At 60.9% G+C, this 22,825-nt stretch carries 21 protein-coding genes; 11 read left to right on the top strand and 10 right to left on the bottom strand.

Annotation, left to right across the window (positions count from 1 at the left end; translation table 11 throughout):
• Window positions 1-24 precede the first annotated feature (24 nt).
• Window positions 25-654 carry an invasion associated locus B family protein gene (locus EN859_RS00845; RefSeq protein ID WP_127851951.1) on the top strand — a complete coding sequence of 210 codons (630 nt, stop codon included), beginning with the start codon at window positions 25-27 and terminating at the stop codon, window positions 652-654.
• A gap of 157 nt (window positions 655-811) precedes the next feature.
• Here EN859_RS00845 and hspQ read toward each other — a convergent pair whose 3' ends face one another.
• Complete coding sequence (hspQ, locus tag EN859_RS00840) at window positions 812-1,135, bottom strand: heat shock protein HspQ (protein ID WP_189501604.1); 324 nt, start codon at window positions 1,133-1,135, stop codon at window positions 812-814.
• Between the two features lie 206 nt (window positions 1,136-1,341).
• Entirely contained in the window at window positions 1,342-2,553 is a 1,212-nt protein-coding gene (locus EN859_RS00835; RefSeq protein ID WP_127851949.1) for a UbiH/UbiF family hydroxylase, read from the bottom strand.
• A gap of 113 nt (window positions 2,554-2,666) precedes the next feature.
• Here EN859_RS00835 and EN859_RS00830 point away from each other — a divergent pair, with 113 nt between their 5' ends.
• The 8 genes from EN859_RS00830 to EN859_RS00795 all read left to right on the top strand — a co-directional run bounded on the left by EN859_RS00830 (window position 2,667) and on the right by EN859_RS00795 (window position 10,974).
• Window positions 2,667-3,563: a DUF2182 domain-containing protein gene (locus EN859_RS00830; RefSeq protein WP_127851948.1), complete on the top strand. Its 897-nt coding sequence runs from the start codon at window positions 2,667-2,669 to the stop codon at window positions 3,561-3,563.
• 15 nt (window positions 3,564-3,578) lie between these two features.
• Window positions 3,579-4,193 carry a DUF1326 domain-containing protein gene (locus EN859_RS00825; RefSeq protein ID WP_127851947.1) on the top strand — a complete coding sequence of 205 codons (615 nt, stop codon included), beginning with the start codon at window positions 3,579-3,581 and terminating at the stop codon, window positions 4,191-4,193.
• Entirely contained in the window at window positions 4,190-5,026 is an 837-nt protein-coding gene (gene pcsA, locus EN859_RS00820; RefSeq protein ID WP_189501603.1) for a phosphatidylcholine synthase, read from the top strand. The genes EN859_RS00825 and pcsA overlap by 4 nt, the downstream gene beginning before the upstream one ends.
• 3 nt (window positions 5,027-5,029) lie before the next feature.
• Entirely contained in the window at window positions 5,030-6,007 is a 978-nt protein-coding gene (locus EN859_RS00815; RefSeq protein ID WP_127851945.1) for a quinone oxidoreductase, read from the top strand.
• Window positions 6,008-6,252: 245 nt separating this feature from the next.
• A complete protein-coding gene (locus EN859_RS00810; protein WP_189501601.1) occupies window positions 6,253-7,830 on the top strand; it encodes an ABC transporter ATP-binding protein in 1,578 nt (525 codons plus the stop codon).
• Window positions 7,827-8,939: an ABC transporter permease gene (locus EN859_RS00805; protein WP_127851943.1), complete on the top strand. Its 1,113-nt coding sequence runs from the start codon at window positions 7,827-7,829 to the stop codon at window positions 8,937-8,939. Before EN859_RS00810 ends, EN859_RS00805 begins: the two co-directional genes overlap by 4 nt.
• Window positions 8,939-9,859 carry an ABC transporter permease gene (locus EN859_RS00800; RefSeq protein WP_127851942.1) on the top strand — a complete coding sequence of 307 codons (921 nt, stop codon included), beginning with the start codon at window positions 8,939-8,941 and terminating at the stop codon, window positions 9,857-9,859. Before EN859_RS00805 ends, EN859_RS00800 begins: the two co-directional genes overlap by 1 nt.
• Before the next feature lie 47 nt (window positions 9,860-9,906).
• Window positions 9,907-10,974 carry a BMP family ABC transporter substrate-binding protein gene (locus EN859_RS00795; protein ID WP_127851941.1) on the top strand — a complete coding sequence of 356 codons (1,068 nt, stop codon included), beginning with the start codon at window positions 9,907-9,909 and terminating at the stop codon, window positions 10,972-10,974.
• Between the two features lie 63 nt (window positions 10,975-11,037).
• Here EN859_RS00795 and rimO read toward each other — a convergent pair whose 3' ends face one another.
• The 3 genes from rimO to EN859_RS00780 all read right to left on the bottom strand — a co-directional run bounded on the left by rimO (window position 11,038) and on the right by EN859_RS00780 (window position 13,712).
• A complete protein-coding gene (gene rimO, locus EN859_RS00790; protein WP_127851940.1) occupies window positions 11,038-12,351 on the bottom strand; it encodes a 30S ribosomal protein S12 methylthiotransferase RimO in 1,314 nt (437 codons plus the stop codon).
• A 146-nt stretch (window positions 12,352-12,497) separates the two neighbouring features.
• Window positions 12,498-13,157, bottom strand: a complete 660-nt coding sequence (locus EN859_RS00785) for a TerC family protein (RefSeq protein ID WP_127851939.1) — start codon at window positions 13,155-13,157, stop codon at window positions 12,498-12,500.
• A gap of 147 nt (window positions 13,158-13,304) precedes the next feature.
• Window positions 13,305-13,712 (bottom strand): DUF930 domain-containing protein, encoded by a 408-nt coding sequence (locus EN859_RS00780; protein WP_127851938.1) that lies wholly within the window; start codon window positions 13,710-13,712, stop codon window positions 13,305-13,307.
• A gap of 265 nt (window positions 13,713-13,977) precedes the next feature.
• On the opposite strand from EN859_RS00780, the gene EN859_RS00775 reads away from it, so the two are divergent.
• Together EN859_RS00775 and galE are read left to right on the top strand one after the other, a co-directional pair.
• Complete coding sequence (locus EN859_RS00775) at window positions 13,978-14,949, top strand: UDP-glucuronic acid decarboxylase family protein (protein WP_135913517.1); 972 nt, start codon at window positions 13,978-13,980, stop codon at window positions 14,947-14,949.
• Window positions 14,946-15,920: a UDP-glucose 4-epimerase GalE gene (galE, locus tag EN859_RS00770; protein ID WP_127851936.1), complete on the top strand. Its 975-nt coding sequence runs from the start codon at window positions 14,946-14,948 to the stop codon at window positions 15,918-15,920. Before EN859_RS00775 ends, galE begins: the two co-directional genes overlap by 4 nt.
• Window positions 15,921-15,941: 21 nt before the next feature.
• On the opposite strand, the gene EN859_RS00765 is transcribed toward galE, so the two are convergent.
• The 5 genes from EN859_RS00765 to EN859_RS00740 form a co-directional block, all read right to left on the bottom strand.
• Window positions 15,942-17,174, bottom strand: coding sequence for a glycosyltransferase family 4 protein (locus EN859_RS00765; protein WP_245525434.1), 1,233 nt, complete (start codon window positions 17,172-17,174; stop codon window positions 15,942-15,944).
• A 311-nt stretch (window positions 17,175-17,485) separates the two neighbouring features.
• Complete coding sequence (locus tag EN859_RS00755) at window positions 17,486-18,796, bottom strand: glycosyltransferase (protein WP_127851935.1); 1,311 nt, start codon at window positions 18,794-18,796, stop codon at window positions 17,486-17,488.
• Window positions 18,793-20,019, bottom strand: a complete 1,227-nt coding sequence (locus EN859_RS00750) for a glycosyltransferase (protein WP_127851934.1) — start codon at window positions 20,017-20,019, stop codon at window positions 18,793-18,795. The genes EN859_RS00755 and EN859_RS00750 overlap by 4 nt, the downstream gene beginning before the upstream one ends.
• Before the next feature lie 3 nt (window positions 20,020-20,022).
• On the bottom strand, window positions 20,023-21,825 hold the full coding sequence (locus tag EN859_RS00745) for an ABC transporter ATP-binding protein (RefSeq protein WP_245525433.1): 1,803 nt from the start codon (window positions 21,823-21,825) through the stop codon (window positions 20,023-20,025).
• Window positions 21,822-22,817, bottom strand: coding sequence for a glycosyltransferase family A protein (locus EN859_RS00740; protein ID WP_127851933.1), 996 nt, complete (start codon window positions 22,815-22,817; stop codon window positions 21,822-21,824). The genes EN859_RS00745 and EN859_RS00740 overlap by 4 nt, the downstream gene beginning before the upstream one ends.
• Window positions 22,818-22,825 lie beyond the last annotated feature (8 nt).

The following is a 22,825-nucleotide window of genomic DNA, read 5'->3' as shown; positions in this document are numbered from 1 at the left end:
ATCATTTGAGAGGAAATGCACGATATGACGAGCCTGAACAGCAACGCGTACCGCCTTTCGGTCATGGCCGCTGGCGTGGTCGGCTTTCTGGGCGCCGGGCTTCCCGCTGCTTCTGCGCAGCAGCAACAGCAGATTCCGCAGGGCTGGTTCAAGGCTTGCACCAAGCAGGAAGATGTCGACATCTGCAATGTCCAGAACATCACCACAGCCGGCAACGGCCAGCTCATCACCGGCATCAGCCTGATCGAGTTGAAGGGCAAAGTGAACCGCAAGGTATTCCAGGTGACGGTTCCGACCGGCCGACTGGTTCCTCCCGGCATCGGCCTCCAGATCGACGCCGGCAAGGCGCAGAAGCTCGACTACGTGATCTGCTTCCCCGACCGCTGTGTTGCCGAAGTGCCGTTGACCGATCAGCTCGTCGCGTCCTTCAAGAAGGGTTCGTCGCTGACGCTCACCTCGGTCAATTTCCAGAATCAGCCGAACCCGATCAAGGTTGCCTTGACCGGCTTCAGCGGCGCCTTCGACGGCCCGCCGCTGCAGCAGTCGGACATCGAGGACCGGCAGAAGAAGCTTCAGGACTTTGTTGCCAAGAACAATCAGGACTTCGCCAAAAAGCTCAAGGAAGAGCAGGATAAGGCCAAGACCGCCAACTAATCGGCCGAGGCAATTTCCAGACTTGAGAAAAAAGCGGGGTCATGCCCCGCTTTTTTCGTTCCGGTCGTGTCTCGTCTCTGCAGTGTATGTCGCCCAAAGAGCCTGCCCTCGCGCCTGATCCGAGGGTGCGCAACGGTTTTCAGATGCGACGCGTTGGTCAGTGTTTGGAATGACGTTTCGGCTCGTAGCGCCCGTCAGGCCGCTTGTCGAACATCTCGCCGATCTGCGGATGCCGGACCGGTTCGCCCGACTGATCCTCGAGCAGGTTCTGCTCGGATACATAGGCGATATATTCGGTTTCCGAATTCTCGGCGAGCAGGTGGTAGAAGGGCTGGTCCTTGCGCGGCCGCACATCCGCGGGTATCGCCTCGTACCATTCTTCGCTGTTGGCGAATTGCGGGTCGACATCGAAGATGACACCGCGGAATGGAAACAGCCGGTGGCGGACCACCTGTCCGATCGAGAATTTGGCTGTTTTCATAGTACTCACCAACTTAAGTTCTCAGAGCGCCGCAAGTCTTTGGGATATGCGAACGCTCCAAGACTTCAAATTTATGCGTCCTGCAATCGAAAATCGAGCCCGACTTTAGGGTTGGTGACTATTTGGCGCAGACGGCACGTCAATTCAATGCCGAAGCACTTGACGCCTCGTCAAGTTGCGCAAGGGGCAGTTTTGGTGTGGAACTTCTACCGCCGGGCGGATCTTCGCAGACCGCCGGCAAGCGCTTCAAAGCCGCTGCCGGGTCGAAGCCCCTCGCGCATGAAGAAAGCGCGCAGCGGCGCGAAACTGCCGAGCACGCTAAGGCCTGCGCTGCGCGCCATCTGTGCCGGCAGCATGTCGGACAGCAGCGACATGTTGAGCAGATTGACGGCGCTGCTGCGCGCCAATATGTCGGGCCGCCGCCTGATGTCGTAAGCCGCAAGGCTCTTCCTGGAGCCCGGATCAGAACGGTTTTCGCTAGCGATTCCAATCAGATCGTCGATATCCCTGATGCCAAGGTTGAGACCTTGGGCGCCGATCGGTGGAAACACATGCGCGGCTTCGCCGACAAGCGCCACCCGGTTCAGTGCGAAGCGCCCGGGCGACGCCGCCGAAAGCGGGTAGATCTGCCTGCCGGGTTCGACGGATACCCGGCCCAGCATCGATTGCATCTGTTGTTCGACCCGCATCGAAAGCGTGGCATCGTCGAGCGCAGCGAGTTCCCTGGCCGTCTCCGGCTTTACCACCCAGACAAGGCTGGAGCGGTTGCCGGGCAGTGGGACCTGAGTGAACGGACCAGTCTCGGTGTGGAATTCGGTCGAGGTGAAGCTATGATCGCGGCGGTGGCTGAAGTTGAGAACAAGCGCCGACTGCGGATACGATCGCACGGATGCCGGTATACCCGCCGCCGCACGCGCCGGCGACAGGCGGCCGTCGGCAGCGACCGCCAGCGACGCGGTGACCTCGCTGCCATCGGCGAGGGTGGCATGGGCGTGGTCGGCGTCGAGCCGCCAGTTCTCCACCATCGACTTTCGCCATTCGATTCCGGAACGCGCGGCAACAGCCTTGGCAAGCGTCGGATTAAGGGCGCTGTTGGGCAGATTCAGCCCGAACTGCTCCTCGCCGATTTCTGTGGCGCGAAAGGTAACCACCGGGCTGCGGATCAGCCTGCTGGTTGCGTCGACGATGCGCATCACCTTCAGCGGCGCGGCCTTGGGCTTGAGGTCGTCAAGCACGCCCAGGCGCTCGAGGATTTTGAGCGCAGGGTTCATCACCGCGGTAGTGCGCCCGTCCTGGTCATTTGCCTCAGGTCCGACCAGCGTCACGGCAAAGCCGGCATCAGCAAAATCGAGCGCCGAGATCAGCCCTGCCGGGCCGCTGCCGGCAACCAATATCCGCGCTGTCTCCTGATGCTCCAACGTCAGCTTCCGGCTTCCTAGGCAGGGCGGTCCGTCCGACCTGCCAGTATATAAGCATATAGGTCAGATCATGCGGCTTGATCAACGCAGAGATTCGGCCCATCTCGATTGCCATGACCGGCAACGCACATGACTTCAGCCACCTCGATCGAGCCGGCCGTGTCATGGCAGGCATCGCACACCGCCCTCGACTGGCGATGAACGTCACCTTGGGCACGGGCATCCTGCTTGCCTGGCTCATTCTCGGCGCGATGGCAGTTCGCGGCGCTGAAAGCCGCATTCCCGGCGTCGATGCGCCGGGCGATCCGATGCTCAGATATCTGCCGCATTTGCCGCTGCCGGATTTTCTCGACCGATTCTTCGCTCTGTGCCTAGCGCCAGCGTCGCTCGACGGAGCTATCGGCGCACAGGCCCTGGCGCTCATCGCGATGTGGTTCCTGATGGCGGTCGCGACAATGCTGCCTTCCGCGGCGCCGATGATCCGCGCCTATTGCGAGATTGCCGATACAGCCAGGATCAAGGGCGAGCCCGTCGTCCATCCGCTCATTCTGGTCGCTGGCTACCTCGGCGTATGGTTGGCCGCCTCGACGCTGTTCGCGACGCTGACACTTGGCATCCATGCAGTCGCCCCTTCCGGGCAGATGCTCGATCCGGCGGTTGGATTTTCGGGAGCAGCCGCGCTGTTGGTTGCCGGCCTTTACCAGTTCAGCAGTCTGAAGGAGGCCTGCCTGACAAAGTGCAGAAATCCGTTTTCGATCCTGTTCTCGAACTGGAGCGCCAGGCCGGTCCGCATTTTCCGGCTTGGCCTGGAGCTAGGCGTCTGGTGCCTCGGCTGTTGCTGGGCGTTGATGCTGGTGATGTTCGCCGTTGGTGCAATGAACGTCTTCTGGATGGCGTTGATCGGACTGTTCGCCCTGATCGAAAAACAAACGGCGGGCAGGCTGCCAACCCGGCTCGCCGGTGCGATACTGCTTGTATGGGCAACCGCCCTGCTAGTAGTCTCGGCATGAGGGGGAGAGAATTCGATGATGGATCAAGGCTGGGCAATGAAAGGGGAGCTCGTACTCTCCTGCAATTGCACGGTTTTTTGCCCGTGCGTGCTGTCGCTCGGTAGTCATCCGCCGACCGAGGGCTATTGCCAGACCTGGGCGGGATTCCGCATCGACGCCGGCCATTTCGGCGAGGTCGACCTGTCTGGTCTCAATCTGGGGCTGGTCATGGAAATCCCCGGTTACATGAGCCGCGGCAACTGGACCGCCGGCCTGTTCATCGACAACCGTGCCTCTATCTATGCGGTGAAGGGACTGACGAAGATCTTCTCCGGCAAGGCCGGCGGAACCACTTCGCTGCTCTCCATCCTCGTCGGCAAATTCCTCGGCGTCGAGCAGGTGCCGGTCACCTATGAGACGCGCGACAAGACGCGTATCTTTCAGATACCGAAGATCATCGATGGGGCGGTGACGCCCATCCCCGGCAAGGATCGCGAGAAGGATACGGTGATCAGCAATTCGGAATACTGGATCGCACCGGAAATCATCGTGGCCAGGTCCGACAAGAGCAAAATGCGGGCTTTCGGCCGCAACTGGAACTTTGCCGGCCGCTCGGCCGAAATCTGCAAGCTGGACTGGCGAGGCCCGTGAGCAAGAAGACAACGGCCAGGAAGATCGCCGACCGGATTCCGAGGCCGAAGAAGAAAGTCACCTGGCCGCAGGCGCGCGCGTTTTCGGTCCATCTCCTGACTGCGTCGGGTTCGTTCCTGGCGTTCCTGTCGCTGGTAGCAGCGAGCGAGCAGCGCTGGACGGCGATGTTCTGGTGGCTGGGGCTGGCGCTGTTCGTTGACGGCATCGACGGCCCAATCGCCAGAAAGCTCGAGGTCAAGGAGATCCTGCCGACATGGTCGGGCGAACTGCTCGACAACATCATCGACTATGTCACCTATGTGCTGATCCCGGCCTTCGCGCTCTATCAGCGCGGCTTCATGGGCGAGCGACTGTCGTTCCTGTCAGCGGCCATCATCGTCGTATCGAGTGCGATCTATTACGCCGACACCGGCATGAAGACGAAGGAGAACTTCTTCAAGGGCTTCCCTGTGGTCTGGAATATGGTGGTGTTCACCCTGTTCGTTATCGAACCGGGTCAATGGGTTTCCTTCGCCGTCGTCGTAGCGGCCGCCATTCTGACGTTCGTGCCGATCAATTTCATCCATCCGGTGCGGGTGGTGCGGCTGCGCCGCATCAACCTTGCGGTGACATTGCTCTGGTGCGCCTTCGGCGCGCTGGCGCTGGCGCAGGCAGCTCTTGCCGCTTTCTATGACCAGATCGGCGTGTTGGGCGAGCAGGTGAGTATCTTCACCAAGATCGGCATCACAGTCACCGGACTTTACCTCGCTTGCATCGGCGGTATCATGCAGTTCTTTCCAAATCTCGGCGCCAAGCCAGATTCCAAGAAAAAGCCTGACCCGAAGAGAAATTGATCAATGTCCAAAGCGATCCGTATCCACGCCCATGGCGGTCCGGAGGTTCTGACCTATGAGGACGCCGAGCCGGGACAACCCGGCTCGGGGCAAATCCTGGTCAGACATAGCGCGATCGGCCTCAACTTCATCGATATCTACTATCGCTCGGGCGTTTATCCGCCGCCGGGTGGGTTCCCGCTGATCCCCGGCGGCGAGGCGGCCGGGGTAATCATGGAAGTGGGCGCGGACATCGACTGGCTGAAGCCGGGGGATCGCATCGCCTATGCGGTGACGACCGGCGCCTATGCCGAACAGCGCGTGATCGCCGCCGACCGCGTGGTGAAGGTGCCGGACGGCATCAGCGATGAGCAGGCGGCGGCCATGATGCTGAAGGGCACCACGGCGGAGTATCTGCTGCGCCGCACCTTCAAGGTGAAGGCTGGCGACACGATCCTGTTCCACGCCGCCGCCGGCGGCGTCGGGCTGATCCTCGGCCAATGGGCCAAGCATCTCGGCGCGACGGTGATCGGCACCGCGGGTTCCACCGACAAGATCGAGCTCGCCAAGGCGCACGGCTTCGACCACGTCATCAACTATCGCGAACAGGATTTCGTCGCCGGCGTCGCCGCCATTACCGGCGGCAAGAAGTGCGACGTCGTCTATGATTCAGTCGGCAACGACACCTTCCCGGCCTCGCTCGACTGCCTGAAATCGCTCGGCATGTTCGTCAGCTTCGGTCAATCGTCAGGGCCGGTCCCGCCATTCAGCATGTCGTTGCTGGCGCAAAAGGGCTCGTTGTTCGCCACGCGGCCGACCCTGTTCGTTTACAACGCCAAACGTGAAGACCTCGAAGCTTCCGCCGCAGCACTGTTCGATGTCGTGCTCAGCGGTGCCGTCAAGATCAAGATCAATCAGCGCTATGCGCTCAAGGAGGCCGGCAGAGCTCATTCCGACCTCGAAGGCCGCAGGACAACCGGGACAACCATTCTTGTCCCCTGACCCTTGCCACTACTTGAGCCCTGCTATCCCTTAGAGCGACGTGCGTCCAGTTGGATGGATAAAAGTACGCTCTAAATTTTGAATCTACGCATCGTGCTTTCCGAAAATCGATTTCGATTTTCGGGCCGATGCGTTAGGTTTCCGCTGAAATTCTTGAAGCTCTTTCAAGTCGTGTGCCGCTTTCCGACGAGAGCCGGCCGCGCATAGCATGCTTGCGGGAACACAGAACATATCTGGCAAACCAGATGGGAGGCACTGTGAGTGCAAATCAGGACGGTGCGAACCTGCTTGAGGTTCGTGGTCTAACCAAGGTATTCGGCACGCTAACGGCGTGCGACCATGTCGATCTCAACATCGCCAGGGGCGAGATTCACGCGCTGCTCGGCGAGAACGGCGCCGGCAAGTCGACGCTCGTCAAAATGCTGTTCGGATCGCTGGAGCCCAATTCAGGCGAGATTTTCTGGAACGGTCAGGCGGTCAGGATCACCAGCCCGGGTGTCGCGAAGAAACTCGGCATCGGCATGGTCTTCCAGCATTTTTCGCTGTTCGAGGCGCTGACGGCGGCCGAGAACATCGCGCTGTCGCTGGACGACGGCTCGCCGATTGGCACCATTGCCGCCAAGGCGAGGGCGCTTTCCTACAGCTACGGCCTGCCGCTCGATCCGGAGTCATTGGTTGGCGACCTGTCGGTCGGCGAACGCCAGCGCATCGAGATCATCCGCTGCCTGTTGCAGACGCCGCAGCTCGTCATCCTCGACGAGCCGACTTCGGTGCTGACGCCGCAGGAAGCCGACAAGCTTTTCGAGACGCTCGAACGGTTGCGGGCGGAAGGCAAATCCATTCTCTACATTTCGCACCGGCTGGAAGAGGTCAAGCGCATCTGCGACCGCGCCACCGTACTGCGCCACGGCAAGGTGGTCGGCCATTGCAATCCACGCAAGGAAACGGCTGCATCGCTGGCGCGCATGATGGTTGGCAACGAGGTGCAGGCCGTGGTGCGCGCGCCGGCCGAGGGTATCGAGACCGCGCCGTCGCTGCTTGAAATCCGCGCGCTCACCCGCAAGCCGGCAACGCCGTTCTCGATCCCGCTCAGGAACATCAATCTGAATGTGCGCGCCGGCGAGGTGATCGGCATTGCAGGCGTCGCCGGCAACGGCCAGGGCGAGTTCTTCGAATCCGTTTCTGGCGAGGTGCTGCAGCACGATGCAGCCTCGGTGCGCATCCGCGGCAAGGACGCCGGTGGCCTCACCATCACCGGCAGGCGGCTGATGGGTGCTGCCTTCGTGCCGGAAGAACGGCTCGGCCACGGTGCCGCGCCGCGCATGAAGCTTTCCGAAAACCTGCTTTTGTCGCGCCACGCCACCGACGGCAAGGTCTTCGTCGGCGCCGGCGGAATGGTCAAAGGCGGCGCGATCTACAGTGCTGCCCAGCGCATCATCAATGCCATGGACGTGCGCAAAAGTGCGCCCGACCCGGAAGCCGCCGCGCTTTCGGGCGGCAATCTGCAGAAATTCATCGTCGGCCGCGAGCTCGACCGCAGGCCTGATGTCATGGTGGTCAACCAGCCGACCTGGGGCGTCGACGCCGGCGCCGCCGCCCACATCCGCCAGGCGCTGATCGAACTGGCGCGCAGCGGCTCGGCAGTTCTGGTCATCAGCCAGGACCTCGACGAACTGTTCGAGATATCGGATGCGATCGCCGTGATGCACAATGGCGAATTGTCCAAGCCTCTGCCCATCGCCGAAGCCACCTTTGAAAGGATCGGACTGCTGATGGGCGGTGCCGAGCCCGGCCACGCCGAACACACTCTGGAGACGGCATGATGCGCCTCGAACTCGTCAAACGCCCACAGCGCTCGATGCTTTTCTCAGCGCTGTCGCCTTTCATTGCATTCGTCTTGACGATGATTGCGGGCGCCATCATGTTCGCGCTGCTTGGCGTCAACCCGTTGAATGCATTCCAGATTTACTTCATCGAGCCGATCAGCCAGGTCTGGCAGCTGCATGAGCTGGCGATCAAGGCAGCACCACTCATCCTGATCGCGGTCGGCCTGTCGGTCTGCTACAAGGCCAATATCTGGAACATCGGCGCCGAAGGCCAGTTCATCCTCGGCGGCATCGTCGGCTCGATTATCCCGGTGCTGTTTCCGCAGTTCGAAGGTCCGCTGGTGCTGCCGCTGATGCTGCTGCTCGGCATGGTCGGCGGCGCTGCCTATGCCGCCATTCCGGCCTTGCTCAAGACGCGTTTCAACACCAACGAGATCCTGACCAGCCTGATGCTGGTCTATGTCGCTCAACTCTTCCTCGACTGGCTGGTGCGCGGGCCTTGGCGCGATCCCAAGGGCTTCAATTTCCCGCAAACGATTCAGTTCAACGAGTCCGCCATACTGCCGGAACTGATGCCGGAATCCGGCCGTGCCAACTGGGGTTTCGTTTTCGCATTGGTCGCCGCGGTGCTGATCTGGATTCTGATGAGCCGCATGCTGAAGGGTTTCGAGGTCCGTGTCCTCGGTTCGAGCCCGAGGGCAGGGCGCTTCGCGGGCTTCGGCCTCAACCGCATGGTTTTCTTCGCCTTCCTGCTGTCCGGTGCGTTGGCCGGGCTTGCCGGCATCTCCGAAGTCTCTGGCGCTATCGGGCAACTGCAGCCGGTGATTTCGCCCGGTTATGGTTTCACCGCCATCATCGTGGCGTTCCTCGGCCGGCTCAACCCGCTTGGCATCGTCGCCGCCGGCCTGGTGTTGGCACTGACCTATCTCGGCGGTGAGGCGGTGCAAAGCGCACTCGGCATCTCCGACAAGGTGGCGCGCGTGTTCCAGGGCATGCTGCTGTTCTTCGTGCTTGGCTGCGACACGCTCATTCATTACCGCATTCGCCTGATCGGTTTAGCTGCACCGAAACTTGAAACCGCGCCGAAGCTGGAGGAGGCTCGCTGATGGACATCACCGTCAACATCCTTTTGACCGTCGCAACGGCAGCAACGCCGCTGCTCATTGCGGCGATCGGCGAACTGGTGGTCGAGCGTTCCGGCGTGCTCAATCTCGGCGTCGAAGGTATGATGATCATGGGCGCGGTCGGCGGCTTCGGCGCTGGCTACCTCACGGGATCGCCCTGGATCGGCCTCCTGGCGGCGATCGCCATGGGCGCACTGTTCTCGCTGCTGTTTGCCATCATGACGCTATCGCTGGCCACCAACCAGGTGGCGACCGGCCTGTCGCTGACGCTACTCGGCCTCGGCCTGTCCGGCATGATGGGAACCAACTTTGTCGGTCAGCCCGGCCAAAGACTGCCCAACCTCGACATTCCCGGTCTGACCTCGATCCCGGTCGTCGGCAGGCTGCTGTTCGGTCAGGACCCGATCTTCTATATCTCGATCGCGCTGACCGCCGCCGTCATGTGGTTCCTATTCAAGACCCGCAAAGGACTCACCTTGCGCTCAATAGGCGACAGCCACAGTTCCGCCCATGCGCTTGGCATCCAGGTCATCCGCTATCGCTATCTCTCGGTTGTCTTCGGCGGCGCCTGCGCCGGTCTCGCCGGCGGTCACCTGTCGCTGGTCTACACACCGCAATGGGTGGAGAACATGACCGCCGGCCGCGGCTGGATCGCGCTGGCATTGGTCGTGTTCGCCTCCTGGCGGCCGTGGCGAGTGCTGGCCGGCGCCTATATCTTCGGCGCGGTCTGGATCGGCCAGCTTCATGCACAGGCATTTGGCATTCCGGTCCCCTCGCAGATGCTTTCTTCGCTGCCCTATCTGGCAACCATTGTGGTTCTCGTTCTAATCTCGCGCAATAAGCGTCTGACGATGATGAACACGCCGGCCTCGTTGGGGCAGCCATTTGTTCCGGATCGTTGACGATAAAAAGATGGGAAGCTCCGAGGCTAACACAGAGAGGTAACACAATGAAAAAACTGCTTATTGCCCTGATGACCACGACGGCCGCGTTGTCAGTGGCAGTGACCGCCGAGGCGGCGGACAAACTGAAGGCCTGCTGGGTCTACACCGGCCCGATCGGCGACTTCGGCTACTCCTACCAGCACGATCAGGGCCGCCTGCAGGTGGAAAAGGAACTTGGCGACAAGGTCGAGACCGCCTACCTCGAGAATGTCTCCGAGGGTCCCGACGCCGATCGCGCTTTCGAACGTCTGGCGCGCGAGGGATGCAAGATCATCTTCGGCACGTCCTTCGGCTTCATGGATCCTGAAGTGAAGATCGCCAAGAAGTTCCCCAAGGTGATGTTCGAGCATGCGACCGGCTACAAGACGGCCGACAATCTCGGCATCTACAATGCGCGTTTCTATGAAGGCCGCTACGTGCTTGGTCAGATCGCTGCCAAGGAATCGAAGTCCGGCGTTGCCGGCTACATCGTTTCCTTCCCGATCCCCGAAGTGGTGATGGGCATCAATTCCTTCATGCTCGGCGCGCAATCGATCAATCCGAATTTCAAGGCAAAGATCGTTTGGGTGAACTCCTGGTTCGATCCAGGCAAGGAAGCCGACGCCGCCAAGGCACTGTTCGACCAGGGCGCCGACATCATTGTCCAGCATACCGATTCGACGGCTGCCCTGCAGGTGGCGGAAGAGCGTAAGCTGCACGGCTTTGGCCAGTCCTCCGACATGATCAAGTTCGCGCCGCACGCGCAGCTGACCTCGCTCACCGACGAGTGGGGTCCGTATTATGTCAGCCGGGTCAAGGCCGCGCTCGACGGCACCTGGAAGCCCGACAATGTCTGGCTCGGCATCAAGGACGGCGCCGTCAAGCTGGCTCCGTTCACCAACATGCCCGACGATGTGAAGGCAATGGCCGAGGCAACCACCAAGAAGATAGCCGACGGCTGGAACCCCTTCACCGGGCCGATCGCCAAGCAGGACGGCACACCGTGGCTCAAGGACGGCGAAGTCGCCGACGACGGCACGCTGCTCGGCATGAATTTCTATGTCAAAGGCGTCGACGACAAGCTGCCGCAGTAAGCACCGGCAGCAACATCGAACAGGGAGGGCGCCGCGAGGCGCTCTTTCTATTTGATGTAGCGCTTAGACGGCCGAGCCATAGAGATCGTAGGCGTCGGCACGGTCGATCTTGACAGTGACGATGTCGCCGGCGCGCAGCGGCCGCCGCGACTGGATGTGCACCGAGCCGTCGATTTCGGGCGCGTCGTATTTGGTGCGGCCTTTCGCCGAAGTGCCATGCGCCTCGTCGATCAGCACCGGCAGGCGCTTGCCGACCTTCCTGGCGAGCTGCGTTGCCGAAATCTTCTGCTGGCGCTGCATGAAGCGGTGCCAGCGTGCCTCCTTGATCTCCTGCGGTACCTGTTCGAGGCCGAGATCATTTGAGCGGGCGCCCCTGACCGGCTCGTATTTGAAACAGCCGGCGCGGTCGATCTTCGCCTCGTCCAGCCAATCGAGCAGCATCTCGAAATCGTCGTCCGTCTCGCCGGGAAAGCCGACGATGAAAGTGGAACGGATAGCCAGATCCGGGCAGATCTCGCGCCAGCCGCGGATGCGGTCGAGTGTCTTTTCGCCATGGGCAGGCCGGCGCATGTTCTTCAGCACTTGCGGCGAGGCGTGTTGGAACGGGATGTCCAGATAGGGAAGGATCTTCCCCTCTGCCATCAGCGGGATGACGTCCGCGACATGCGGGTAGGGATAGACATAGTGCATGCGCACCCAGATGCCGAGCTTGCCCAGTTCTTCAGAGAGGTCGAGGAACTTTGCCCGCACTTCGCGCTCGCCGAACATGCTGGTCCGGTATTTGATGTCGATGCCGTAGGCGCTGGTATCCTGCGAGATGACCAGGATTTCCTTGACGCCGGCCTTGGCCAGCTTCTCGGCCTCGCGCAGCACGTCGGCCGCCGGCCGCGAGACGAGGTCGCCGCGCAGCGCCGGGATGATGCAGAAGGTGCAGCGGTTGTTGCAGCCTTCCGAAATCTTGAGATAGGCATAGTGGCGCGGGGTGAGCTTGACGCCCTGCGGCGGCAGCAGGTCGATATAGGGGTCGTGGCTTGGGGGTGCCGCCTCATGCACCGCCGCCATCACGCTTTCATAGGCTTGCGGCCCGGTGATCGCGAGCACGTTGGGGTGCTTTTGGCGGATAATGTCCGGTTCGGCGCCGAGGCAGCCGGTGACGATCACCCTCCCGTTCTCCGAAAGCGCGGAACCGATGGCGTTAAGCGACTCGTCGCGGGCCGAATCGAGGAACCCGCAGGTGTTGACGACGACCAGATCGGCGCCGTCATGCTTGCGGGCGATCTCGTAGCCTTCGGCGCGCAGGCGCGTGATGATGCGCTCCGAATCCACAAGGGCCTTCGGGCATCCAAGGCTGACGAAACTGACGCGAGGGGCGGACATAGAAGCGTTTTCCGGAATTTCAGGATTGGCGGCGCAGTACCACACTTATTGCGGCATTGGTATGGTCGGGCAAAGGCTGCGGCGAAGCGCATGGTGATTGCGTTCGAAACACATTTATCCAGATCACGGCAATGCAGAAGGCCGCGTCAGCTCACCGCGTTATTCACATGTGGCCAGACTTCCATGGCGCCACGATAAACCATGTCGAGCGCGACATAGAGGATGATCAGCAGGCCGATATAGGCAATCCAGCGATAGCGGTGCAGCAACCTGGCGATGAAGCTCGCCGCAAGGCCCATCAACGCGATCGACAGCACGAGGCCGATGACAAGCACCGAAAAATGATCGCGTGCCGCACCGGCGACCGCCAGCACATTGTCGAGCGACATCGACACATCGGCGATGACGATCTGCAGTGCTGCCTGGCCGAGCGTCTTGCGCGGCGCCTTGCCAGCCACTGTGCTGTCATTGTTGAGATCAGAGTCGGACAGTGCCTCTGTCGCCTTCTGCTCGTCGGCATGCGAGGTGCGCAGTTCGCGGTACATCTTCCAGCAAACCCACAACAGCAGGATACCGCCGGCGAGCAACAGGCCGACGATAGCCAGCAGCTGGACGGTGACCGCGGCAAAACAGATGCGCAGCACCGTTGCTGCCAGCACGCCGATGAGGATGGCCTTTTTGCGCTGTTCGATCGGCAGACCGGCGGCGGCGAGACCAATGACGATGGCGTTGTCGCCGGCAAGCACAAGATCGATGGCAATGACCTGGAGAAGGGCCGTCAGACTTGCGGCGCTGAAAATGTCCATCGACTGAAGGCCCTTGTTTGTTCGCCGCGAGTTGGTCGTCGGATATCCCGACGCCCTAACGTGTATGCTTCCTGCGCGTCAAGAGACTGCCTGGGACAACGTCAGCGAGCGGCCAAATGCGCGCCATGGTCGCCAGCACGCCTAACTCTAATTGTAGAGATTGTATTTCGGCCAGTCAGTCTGCGGAATCTCGTCACCGATCCGATAACGGAATTGCAGGACCTCCATATGGTCCGGTGCCGTCTGGCACTTGAATTTCAACCGGTACCATTGCCCCTTGCTGCGAAAGGCAGCGCCCGGGCTTCTGATTGCATCAGCGCTCATTTCCGGTGTGGCAAAAGCGTAGGCGACCACACGATCCGCCTTGTATTTGTGATCGTCCTTGGTGATCCGGTCGAGCACCTCGGCGTCGCATCGCTGTTCGAGCCGGGTTTCGGGGTCGAGTTTCAGCAGGCCGGCTCGCAGCGCGCTATCCATTGCGTTGGCAGGCCAATTAAGCGTTACGGACGCCAGGACCATAAGACAGAGCTTTCTCATGGGCGGGAGAAGCACCATATCCTCGTGGAAAAATCAATCTGATGAAACGTTCACCCGATCATCATGACGCACGGCCTGGAAACATGGCGTTACGGGTCGCAATTCAAATGGCTGAGGGACGGGAAGGGATACAGCCTTTCAGTGCTCTGGAAGACGTCGCTGCCGGTCGCGTTCGGTAACGATTGCTTGTCGTTAACGCAAAGTGAAAGCGAGCCGCTGGTAAATCACCCTGTCGTCGGGCTAGTTTATTAAGCTTGGCTTAACTAGCCTGGAGGCTCTGAAAATGCAGCAGGCAAAACGAGTCCTGGTGACTGGAGGCGCAGGTTTCCTAGGATCGTTCCTGTGCGAACGACTGCTTCGTGAAGGCCATGAGGTCGCATGCGTCGACAATTTCTTTACGGGGAGTCGAAGAAACGTCGCGCACTTGCTCGACAACAGATCCTTCGAGATCATTCGCCACGACGTGACGTTCCCGCTCTACGTGGAGGTTGACGAGATATACAACCTTGCCTGTCCGGCAAGCCCTGTCCACTATCAGTTCGATCCGGTCCAGACGACCAAGACCAGCGTCCATGGTGCAATCAACATGCTGGGGCTCGCCAAGCGGGTCCGCGCAAAGATCCTTCAGGCGTCCACGTCCGAAGTTTACGGCGATCCCGAAATTCATCCGCAGACTGAGGACTATTGGGGCAGGGTGAATCCAATAGGCCCCCGTTCCTGTTACGACGAAGGCAAGCGATGTGCCGAAACCCTGTTTTTCGACTATTGGCGACAGCACAAGCTGCGGATCAAGGTGGCGCGCATCTTCAACACATACGGTCCGAGAATGCGTCCCGATGACGGCCGCGTCATTTCCAACTTCATCGTGCAGGCGTTGCAAAACCAACCGATAACCGTGTACGGCACCGGCGAGCAGTCGCGTTCATTTTGTTATGTCGACGATCTCATCGACGGCCTGGTCCGCATGATGCAAACGGCTGATGATGTCACTGGTCCGATCAATCTCGGCAATCCGGTTGAATTCACGATGCTCGAACTTGCCGAGCTTGTCATCGAACTTACCGGAAGCCGGTCGAAGATCAGATTTTTGCCTTTGCCCGTTGACGACCCGAAGCAGCGGCAGCCTGACATCGGCCGTGCCTTGCGCGAGCTCAATTGGAGGCCAAGAATCGCGCTGCGCAATGGTCTTGCCAAGACGATTGCCTATTTCGAAGACCTGGTTTCATCGGGGCATGTTCCCGCCGCTGCCGAATGAAGACAGTCTTGGTCACCGGCGGGGCCGGCTATATCGGGTCGCACTGTTGCAAGGCATTCACCCAATCCGGTTGGTCGGTTGTTACCTACGACAATCTCTCGCGCGGCTGGCGCGACGCGGTCAAATGGGGACCGCTTGTCGAGGGCGATATTTCCGATGCCGCAGCCGTGGCCGCGGCGCTGCATCAATATCGGCCAGATGTGGTGGCGCATTTCGCCGCCTATGCCTATGTCGGCGAGTCCGTCGAAAGACCGGAACTCTATTACCGAAACAACAGTTTCGGGACGCTGGTCCTGCTCGAGGAAATGCTCAAAGCCGGCGTCGACAAGCTGATCTTTTCGAGCACTTGCGCATCCTACGGCGTTCCAGTTCGTTCTCCGATCGACGAAATGCACCCGCAGTCACCCATCAATCCCTATGGATGGTCGAAATTCATCATAGAACGCATGGTGGACGATCTCTCCTCTGCCCATGGCCTCAACGCGGTCGTGCTGCGGTATTTCAACGCCGCCGGTTGCGATCCCGACGGCGAGATCGGTGAACGGCATGATCCCGAAACACATGTCATCCCGCTCGCCATCGAGGCGGCGCTCCAGCCGGGCAGGACTTTTACCATCAACGGCACCGACTTCGATACTCGCGACGGAACCGCTGTGCGAGACTATGTTCATGTTGCCAATCTCGCGCGTGCCCACGTTCTTGCCGGGGAGAAGCTTCTCCGCGAGAAGGGAGTCCACACCTACAATCTGGGGACCGGAACCGGAACCACAGTGAAGGAGCTGGTCGATGCAGTGAGCCGGGCTTCGGGAACGCATCTTCCGGTGGTTTACGGTCCGCGCAGGGCAGGTGACCCGCCGGCACTTGTGGCCGCCGCCGGCAAGGCGAGCCGGGAGCTCGGCTGGGTGCCTGGGCAATCCGGCATCGACCGGATCGTCGAGACGGCGCTGGCCTGGTATCGCAGCCGGTTGTGACCGGTGCTTTGCGGAGGAGCCTTATCGTTTGGTCAACAAGCCATCGAGAGCGGCAGCGACGGCGGCGAGTGAGAAATTTTCCTCTATTCGTTTTCGCGATGCCTGACCGAGGCGTTCCCGCAGGCCGGGATTGTCCTTCAGTCTTTGCAGGGCATGCGCAATTTCTTCCGGCTGGTCCTTTCGCACCATCAGGCCACCCGACGCTTCGCCGTTTGCCAAAATGTCGGGAAGTCCCTGTGCATCGGTAGCGACGACAGGAAGGCTGCAAGCCATCGCCTCCAGCGGTGCGACCGGCATGCCTTCGATGCGGGACGCCGTGATGTAGGCATCAGCCGCCGAAAGCCAGCGACGGATCAGCGGCCGGTCCGTGGTATAGCTGGAAAGCCATCTCACATTCGCCAGTCCGGCCTCGCGCAAGAGCCTGGTAAATTCGTCTCGATCCTGCCCCGAGCCGATGATCACCAGTTCCGATGATGCATCCCTGGAAAACAGGGACCAGGCTTTCAGCAGTACGTCGAGCCCCTTCCGGCGGATGTCGATGCGGCCGTGATTGACTACGACAAAGGCCTCCCCCGGCAAACCAAGGCCTTGCCGCGCCTCCTTTCGCCCGATCGCCTTCCATTCCTTGGTGTCGATCGGGTTGGCGATATTGGCGATGTCAAGCGCGATGCGCGGGTAGACCTTGGCGAGGCGTTCGCGCTCGGCTGCCGATGCGACGATCAGGCCGCTGCAGGCGCGAAGCGACGCCTGCCGGGCGATGGCCTCGATCCAGGAGAGCGTGCGGTCTCCGCCCTGGAACGTGGCATAGAGGGGAACGCGCATACGCCACGCCAGCCAGGTGAGCGCGTCAAACCGGGTGTATTCATATTCCTGGGCGAGGATCACGTCGCATTGCGATTGGGCGAGGACCTTTCGGAAGGCTGACGATGGCGTTGCGGACCAGCGTCGCAGACTGTAAGCGGCGGCAGAGTGGCCTTGGCGCGCGCGTTTCCCGGGGACGACCCAGATCGGCGTGCCTGTGCCCGCATGAAGATAGCACTCTGTGCGCGAGGCATGCTCGGATGCGCAGACTATGATCGGCCTGTGCCCAGCCAACTGCAGGGCGGCCGCGTAGCCGAATAGCCAGCCGCCGGTCATCTCACCGACGAATTCCTCCAGCCGCAATCCTATCGGGTCGAGAAATTCCTCCATGACGTCGCCCCATGGGAAGAGGGCAACGACGAGGGAGGTTTTACGGCCAGTCATTCGCGCCATGGAGTCATCTGCGCCACGAAGTCATTTGCGCCAGCAAAACGCCGTTTCCGTACCCCATGTCGAGGGCCGGTGCAGCGCATAGCCAGCCGCCGTAATGGGCGCCGCCAACGCGTAGAGAATCTTGCGACGGCGCTTTCCAAGATGACAAAATGCGACGTCGTGTGGCACCGCCAATTTCCAATATCGGCCCCTCGATTGCCGCCGGAGCAACACGGTGAATGGCTCGCATCTTCTCACGGTAAAACAGGCCGTCGGTCAGCCGTTGGGAAAAGGGTTGCGGGAAAGAAACTGGCCGAGCGGCGCCTTGCGGATCATCCGGCTCTTTCCTCAACCAATATTTGGGGGCGCAAGGCTCGCCGTTTTCGCCAGCCGAAACGCAGGAGAAATTGAAGACCGGCCAGCCATCCTTCCACCTCCGCCGCCAGAATCCTGATCCTGCCGGGCGGGCCTTCGAAAAGTGCTCTCAGGAATGTCCTCAAGAAGTAAGCCGGCAGCTGTTTCCAGATCCGAACGATATTTCCGCGGTCGCCGAAATTATCATACTGCACGACAAGGGCCGCGACATGGCCCTTCATGTAGGCCCTCATCTGCCGTCTCAAACCCGGCCAGTCGCTGCGATGATGGTGAAAGACGACAGCCCGGGGTTCGTAGAGGCAGGCGCCTCCGGCTGCCAGCAACCGATACCAGAGTTCTGAATCCTCGGAACAGCCAGCGGCGCCGGCGCCAAGGCGCTCGTCAAACAAGCCTACCCGGGCGAACACGGATCGGCGAAAGGCCATGTTGGCGCCGGCGCCGATTTTCCAGACATGTGCACCATTTGGCCGGGTCTCCTCGAAGAAGCGCCGATCGAAGACAAGCGGCACGAAGGTGCTGCCAAAGCCGCCCATGTCGAACTGGAAGCGGCGTTGTGCGAGCGTATCGAGCCGAGCCGGCAGCACCAGACCTGTCAGCGCCTCGACGTCCCGCTCCGCAAAGGCGCGCGCAATTTCGGCAGTCCAGCCGGCGTGGACTTCGACATCGTCGTCGGTGAAGGCGATGATGGCTCGACGGCTTGCGTGAACGCCGGCGGTTCGGGCAACGCTCAGTCCGGGGCGGGCTTCATGAACATAACGGACCTCTGGGAATTGCGCACACACCCGCCGCGCATTGCCGTCGCGGGAATTGTCGACGATGATGACTTCGCCTGGGGCACTGCGTTGTCTTGCAACGCTACGAAGACATTCGGCCAGCGCAGGGCCGCGATCCCGGGTGCAGATCACGACCGAGATGTCTTGCGCGGATGCGTAAGAGGCTGTTGCAAGCTCATCAAGTCTGTCGATCAGGCCCTTGGCACCCAGTGCGGCAGTCAACGAGAGCGCGGATTTTGGCCACCCCTCATAAGTCGCCCGCAGGGGAGCGCCCAGGGAAGTACTGCGCGCAGCCAGTTGCGCCGCCGAAAATTCGGCTGCGAACTGCCGCAAACGTGCCCTCGTATACGGCAGTTCGTCAGGCAGGGACGCCTTCATCCCCAGCGGCAAATCCTTCCACCAGAAGATCGATAGCGAAGCTGTGCCGTTCGTATCGGCGTCGGCATCAGTAGCCTCGAGATCGATATGCCTGATGCGGAAGGCGTCGCCGTTCACTGGTTCTGCTCCCGGATCGCCTGCACGCGGGCACGCGAGCGATCGTACTCGCCCGCGAGGCCGTAGATTCCGCCCCATAGTTCCGCGACGCCGAAACCGAGATCGCGGCCCCGAAACCTGCGCGCCGCACGCACCAGCGCCTTTAGCTGATCGAAGAACCACCAGCGAACCATGGCCCGGTGTCTTGCGTGGAGTGCTTGATCCGTTCGGCGGCTTTTGACGAGAAAGGCCATCATGCCGAGGCCCCATGTCCAATATTGCCGCCTCAACTGCTCGATCGTCTCGCGATGCTCGTGGTAAACAGCATATTCCGGCTCATAGATCATGGGCCGGCCCGAACGCAGCACGCGATAGAAGATGTCGAGATCGCCACCGCCGGGCAGCGGGGCTCCGGTGTCGAGCGCCTCGTCGAAACCGCCAAGTTCGAGCAGCAGTGCACGGTCAAACGCCATGTTGCAGCCGGCGCCGAGAATGCCGGACCCTACCGGATGCAGCGGATTGTCGAAGCGGTTGTTGTGGAATTCATTGTGGACGAAGCCGCGGCCAAATCCGCCGCGTTGCTCGAAAATGATCTGGGCCTCCGTGTCGAGGCGAAACGGCAGCACCAAACCCGTAAAGCCGCCGGCGCCGGGATGGTCCCGGCACGCCTTGGCAAGTCCCACAAGCCAGTTGCGGTCGACGACCACATCATCGTCCAGATAGGCGATCAGGTTTCCCGTGGCCGCGCCAAGAGCCGCGTTGCGGGCAAAATCCAGCCCCGCTTTCGATTCGAAAACGTAGCGGACATCCTTGAAGCCCCCGACGGCTTCGCGTGTGGCTGAATCGACCGAAGCGTTGTCGACAACGACAATTTCGACGGATTGAAACGCGGATTTCCAACGGATGAGGTCAAGCGACGCCAGCAACCGGGAAAGGCGCTTTGCGCGATCCTTGGTGCAGATCGCGATGGAAAGGCTTGGCAACGGCGGTTCCACCGCAAACCTTCGCTGCCGCAATAATTCCTCTTCCACTTTTGCAATGAGAATGCGGCCAGAGAAGCGTTCGTCGGCAAGCGCCCTCAGTCTCTCCGCCGACAAGACGGAAGAGGCCGGCAGCGCGATCATCTCGAACCCGACGAGCCGGTCCTGCCAGCGGCCGATAAGACCGACGCCGTCGTGCTGTGGCGCAAGTTCGATCGGAGCCAGGGGTTTTGACAGTTCGATCTCGACAAGTCTGTACCCCATCGCCTAGGTCGCCCCAATGGCGGCACGTCCGTGCTGAAATTCGTGGAGCCTCGAAAACTGACCCGGCCGCTTCAACAGTTGCTCCGGTGAACCGACCTCGATCACCCGTCCCTTGGCCATCACGATGATCTGGTCGGCTGCCTGGACCGTCGAAAGCCGGTGGGCGATGACGACCACGGTGCGGTTGTGCGAATACTGCTCGAGCGCCAGCTGAAACGCCTGCTCCGTTTCGACGTCGAGCGCGTTCGTAGCCTCGTCCAGCAAGAGAATGTCGGGGTTGCGAAGGATCGTGCGGGCAAGCGCGATCCGCTGCCGCTGGCCGCCCGACAGGCGCATTCCCTGGTCGCCGATCTGCGTTTCATAGCCATCCGGAAGCGAGCGGATGAAATCGTCCGCCTTGGCTATGTGGGCCGCCTGGCGCAGATCGTCTGGACTTGTATCGAAATCGCCATAGGCAATGTTGGCCGCTATCGTGTCGTTGAAGAGATAGACCTCCTGCGACATCAACGACAGCCGCTTGCGCCAGCTGCGAAGGTCGAATGCAGCAAGCGGCGTGCCATCGGCGACGATCTCCCCTGACGTCGGGTCCAGGAAGCGAAACAGCAGTGCCATGACGGTCGACTTGCCGGCACCCGACTCGCCAACGATAGCCGTCGTCTTGCCCGCGGGAATGCTGAAAGAGACGTCCTGCAGCGCCAGCGGCTGATCGGGGGCATAGCGGAAGCAAACGTTGCGGAACTCGACCGCCGTGCTGAGCGCAGGCGCCGACAGGCTTCCTTGGCTGAGAAAGGGCGTCTCGGTCCGGCGCAGGAAGTCTTCGACGTCGTCTATTGCGCCGGCAAGCCCGTCCAGTGCGATTTTCGATTGCAGCAATTCTCGTGTCGGACCCTGGAGACGGTATAGGAGTGACAGAAAAGCAGCCAGCGCGGCAATTCCGATGCTTGCCGATTCCGCGATGAGAACGAGCGCGCCGATCAGGACGGTGATCGAGATTTCCGAGACCGGTCCTGGAGTCGCCCAAAGCATATCAAGCCTGAGCAGACGCTGCCGCACCCGGTCCGATACCTGCAGGAACCGGCGACGCTCGTAGTCTTCCTGCGCGAAGGCACGGATCAGCTGCAGCGAGTTGATGCTCTCCCACATCCTGAGACCGAATTGCTTGTTTTCTTCAACCACTGCCTTGCCGGTTTCGTCGGCGCGGCGCGTGGCCAAACGAATGGCCATTGCTCCGATGAACAGAAACGCCATCGAAAAGAAGGTCAGGCGGATGGAGATCAGGAGCATCAGAAGAACAAACACGACGAAGGTGCAAGCGCAGACCATCAACCGATAAGCCAGGGCCAGCCCTTGGCTGACCTTCCAGGTATTGTTGGCGATCGTCGTAATAATGTCCGAGCGTTTGTTTTCGACGCGGTAATCGATGCATGAACTTATCGTCTGGTCAAAAACCCTGGATCGCAATTGATGCGCAACGAGGCCGTCGACATATCGGGTCACCCAGGTATTGACGAGAAGGACCGCATTCTTGAGAACGATGCTGACGCACAGCGCTCCGACCAGGAACGCGGTCACCAGGTGTTCCGGGACGGGCGCCAGGAGCCGGTCAAATATCGGCTGCCATCTGCCGGATTGAGATGGCGACGCTCCGAGACTCTGAAGCAGAGGAATGAACAGGAAGAGCCCGGCGCCCTCGAGAACCGCCGCAGCCAGACCAAGTCCGACGACGGTCGGTCCCGCCCATGCAGGCGCTGCCGCCAGGCGGAAGAGCCGCTGCAGGCGCGCGAACAGGGACACACTGACAATCACCAGATAGTCTCTTCATAAAGAGGCCGAAACTCGGCGTTGTTGTTTCGCATCCGCTTCACTCGAACTTTGACCCAGTTGGGAACCAGCCTGGCCCGGCAGTACATGTCGATCGTGGCGGGTAGGCGGGAAATCGCAGTACGCGGGTCCAGGACGAAGAATCTCTTCAATAGGTCGCCGGCCGCGAATAGCCGTCCGCCAAGCAAGGCTCTCACGGCAAGCCAATGGATCATGTCGACTAGGTGCGCATCGAGATCCCTGCCGAATTGCGGATATTTCTCGCGAAACTCAGCAATGACGATTTCACATGAACGAAGCATCTGCATGACATCGCTTGACATGTTGACGTTCGTCATCCGGTAGCCAACCAGGTGCTGCGGCACGACGCGGAACTCGTGACTTTCCGCTATTCTAAGGCACATGAGAAGGTCCTCGCAGCCTTGCGCGTTCCTGGCCCGCAAGGAAGGATCGAATTGTCCCGCCCGCTCGAATGCGGAGCGGCGTACAAGCATGGAGCTTCCATTACCGACAAAATTCTTTCGGCACATGCGTTGCAGCACGTGCCCCTCGGCGTCGGGCTGGTTGTACAATGAGAAGACCCGCCCGTCCTCATCGATATGTGCAAACCAGCAATAAGCCAGGCCTGCCGAGGGGCCGCCTTCCTGCAAGGCGCGCAGCTGCAGTGCGATTTTGGATGGGGCCCACAGGTCATCCGCGTCGACAAACGCCAGGAACTCCGCTTCGGTGCAAGCCGCGCCGCTGTTGCGCGCCTGCGCAACACCCGCGTTCGACTGCTTTATCAGGCGTATGCGCCGATCTTTTCCGGCATGGGAGGCCACGATTGATGCTGACTGGTCCGTCGACCCGTCATCGACCACGATGATGTCCAGTGCCCGGTGGCTCTGCCGGCAGATGCTGGTCAGGGTGGCACTGATGGTTTTCTCGGCATTGAACATCGGTACCACGACGCCTACCGCCGCATTGTCATCAATCATCAGGGCCT

Origin of the sequence: Mesorhizobium sp. M00.F.Ca.ET.216.01.1.1, from assembly GCF_004010325.2 — a bacterium.
In the GTDB taxonomy this organism is placed as follows: Bacteria; Pseudomonadota; Alphaproteobacteria; order Rhizobiales; family Rhizobiaceae; genus Mesorhizobium.
Note: the sequence above shows the minus strand (reverse complement) of the source record. Positions and strands in the feature narration are given on the sequence as shown.